This is a genomic window from Ochrobactrum sp. P6BSIII (assembly GCF_014138065.1).
In the GTDB taxonomy this organism is placed as follows: Bacteria; Pseudomonadota; Alphaproteobacteria; order Rhizobiales; family Rhizobiaceae; genus Brucella.
Genome location: NZ_JACGXB010000043.1, coordinates 1 through 2,731, shown reverse-complemented (window position 1 = coordinate 2,731; position 2,731 = coordinate 1). Strand labels below are relative to the sequence as shown.

Sequence of the window (2,731 nt, the reverse complement as noted above, 5' to 3'; positions counted from 1 at the left end):
TCGAACTTCTGGAACGCGTCGGCCTTGCCGATGCCCGTCATGCACTGGCTGCCGATCTGTCCTATGGCCGCAAGCGCGCGCTGGAAATCGCCACCACACTGGCGCTCGATCCGAAAGTGCTGCTGCTTGACGAGCCGATGGCTGGCATGGGCCATGAAGACGTTCATACCATTGCCGCCCTCATCGCCGATGTCGCGAAGGATCGCGCCGTTTTGATGGTGGAACACAATCTCAAGGTGGTGGCCGATATCGCCCACCATGTCACGGTGCTGCAACGCGGCGAGATCCTCGCCTCCGGCAGCTATGCCGACGTCTCGAAGGACGAGCGCGTGCGCACCGCCTATATGGGAACCGAACATGAATAAAGGCCAACCGCTCCTGTCCGTGCGCGGACTGAATGCCTGGTATGGCGAAAGCCATGCCCTGCATGGCGTCGATCTCGACATCTGGCCGGGCGAAACCATCACGCTTCTGGGCCGCAACGGCGTTGGCAAGACGACAACCTTGCGCGCCATCATGGGCATCATCCGCAAGCGGACCGGCACGATCACGCTGGACGGCCGGGATATCATGCGCGTGCCCTTGCATCGCATTGCCCATGCGGGTCTGGGCTTCGTGCCGGAAGAACGCGGCATCTTCGCCACGCTCAGCGTGCATGAGAACCTGCTGCTGCCGCCGGTTGTCGCAAAAGGCGAGCAGAGCCTGATGTCATTGGACGAGATTTACGCGCTTTTCCCCAACCTGCATGAACGGCGCAACAGCCCGGGCACCAAACTGTCGGGCGGCGAACAGCAGATGCTGGCCATTGCGCGCATTTTGCGCACCGGCGTGAAGGTGCTGCTGCTGGACGAGCCGACCGAAGGTCTGGCGCCTGTCATCGTGCAGCGCATCGGCGATGTGCTGGTGGAACTGAAGAAGCGCGGCATGACCATCCTGCTGGTCGAGCAGAACTTCCGCTTTGCCGCCAAGGTCGCAGACCGCTTCTATCTCATGGATCATGGCGTGGTGACGGAGAACTTCCCGACCGCCGAGCTGCCCGACCGCATGGCAGCCCTGAACGAAGCCTTGGGAGTCTGACATGACAATGATCTTCGGTATTCCCCTGCAGGCGCTTCTCGGGCAGTTGCTGGTCGGCCTCATCAATGGCTCGTTCTATGCCATGCTGAGCCTTGGCCTTGCCATCATCTTCGGGCTGTTGCGCATCATCAATTTTGCCCATGGCGCACAATATATGCTGGGCGCTTTTGTCGGCTATCTGCTGTTGAGCTGGCTTGGCATCGGCTATTGGCCAGCCCTTGTTCTGGCCCCGATCATCGTCGGTCTCGGCGGTGCGATCGTCGAGCGCGTGGCGCTGTCACGGCTTTATAATCTCGATCCGCTCTATGGCCTGCTCTTCACCTTCGGCCTGGCGCTCGTGATCGAAGGCACGTTCCGCTATTATTATGGCGCGGCCGGACAGCCCTATGCGGTGCCGCCGTCGCTTGCTGGCGGGCATAATCTCGGCTTCATGTTCCTGCCGAACTATCGCGCCTGGGTGGTCGTGGCCTCGCTGATCATCTGCCTTGGCACCTGGCTTCTGATCGAAAAGACCAAGCTTGGCGCTTATTTGCGCGCCGCCACCGAAAACCCGACACTGGTCAAAGCCTTCGGCATCAATGTGCCGCTGCTTCTCACCTTCACCTATGCGCTGGGTGCGGGTCTTGCAGGCGTGGCCGGCATCATGGCGGCCCCGATCTATCAGGTCAGCCCGCTGATGGGCTCCAACATCATCATCGTGGTTTTTGCCGTGGTGGTTGTCGGCGGCATGGGATCGATCCTCGGCGCCATCATTACCGGCTATGTGCTGGGGCTGGCAGAAGGGCTCACCAAAGTCTTCTATCCGGAAGCCTCCAGCATCGTCATCTTCGTTATCATGGCTATCGTCCTTCTGGTGCGACCCGCCGGACTGTTCGGGAAGGAGGCCTGATATGGCTGATACCGCTCTTAAAGCAACGGCTGCAAGCCATGGTGCTGCTTCATCCCGCAAACCTGCGATCAACAGCCTGTCGGCGGCCATTCTCGTCATCGCCATTCTCGCACTGGCCGCCGCACCCTTCGTGGTCTACCCGATCTTCCTGATGAAGATGCTGTGCTTTGCGCTGTTTGCCTCTGCCTTCAATCTTCTGCTTGGCTATACCGGCATTCTCTCGTTTGGCCATGCGGCCTTCTTCGGGGGCGCTGCCTATATCACCGCGCATACGGTGAAGGAATGGGGCGTGACGCCGGAAGTGGGGCTGATCCTCGGCGTTCTTGCCGCCGCAGCGCTTGGCCTTGTCATCGGCTATCTGGCCATTCGCCGTCAGGGCATCTATTCGACCATGATCACGCTTGCGCTGTCGCAGATGTTCTTCTTCTTCTGCCTGCAGGCGGCCTTCACCCATGGCGAGGACGGCTTGCAGGGCGTGCCGCGCGGATATCTGTTCGGCTTCATCGATCTCAACAACCAGATGAACATGTATTACTTTGTGCTGGCCGTGTTCGTGCTTGGGGTCTTCGCCATCTGGCGCATCACCAACTCGCCCTTCGGCATGATCCTGAAATCGGTGCGCGAGAACGAAAGCCGCGCCATATCGCTGGGCTATTCCGTCAATCAGTACAAGCTGGCCGCATTCGTCATGTCGGCTGGTCTTGCGGGCCTTGCAGGCGGCATGAAGGCGCTCGTCTTCCAGTTTGCAACGCTGACCGATGTCGG

Annotated in this window: 4 protein-coding genes; all 4 read left to right on the top strand. The window is 60.2% G+C overall.

The genetic code is table 11. The annotated features are described in order from the left end of the window. A partial coding sequence (locus FHW00_RS24355; RefSeq protein WP_139364476.1) for an ATP-binding cassette domain-containing protein occupies nucleotides 1-365 on the top strand: 365 nt, incomplete at its 5' end. Further along, complete coding sequence (locus FHW00_RS24350) at nucleotides 358-1,077, top strand: ABC transporter ATP-binding protein (protein WP_078341354.1); 720 nt, start codon at nucleotides 358-360, stop codon at nucleotides 1,075-1,077. The genes FHW00_RS24355 and FHW00_RS24350, both read left to right, overlap by 8 nt. A 1-nt stretch (nucleotide 1,078) precedes the next feature. Further along, nucleotides 1,079-1,966 (top strand): branched-chain amino acid ABC transporter permease, encoded by an 888-nt coding sequence (locus tag FHW00_RS24345; protein WP_078341355.1) that lies wholly within the window; start codon nucleotides 1,079-1,081, stop codon nucleotides 1,964-1,966. A gap of 1 nt (nucleotide 1,967) precedes the next feature. After that, nucleotides 1,968-2,731: branched-chain amino acid ABC transporter permease (locus FHW00_RS24340; protein WP_078341356.1), on the top strand; the 764-nt coding region annotated here is incomplete at its 3' end.

What these genes read in the sequence shown, in the direction of transcription:
- FHW00_RS24350 (WP_078341354.1), top strand. Translation starts at nt 358, where the DNA reads ATGAATAAAGGCCAACCGCTCCTGTCCGTGCGCGGACTGAATGCCTGG.
- FHW00_RS24345 (WP_078341355.1), top strand. Translation starts at nt 1,079, where the DNA reads ATGACAATGATCTTCGGTATTCCCCTGCAGGCGCTTCTCGGGCAGTTG.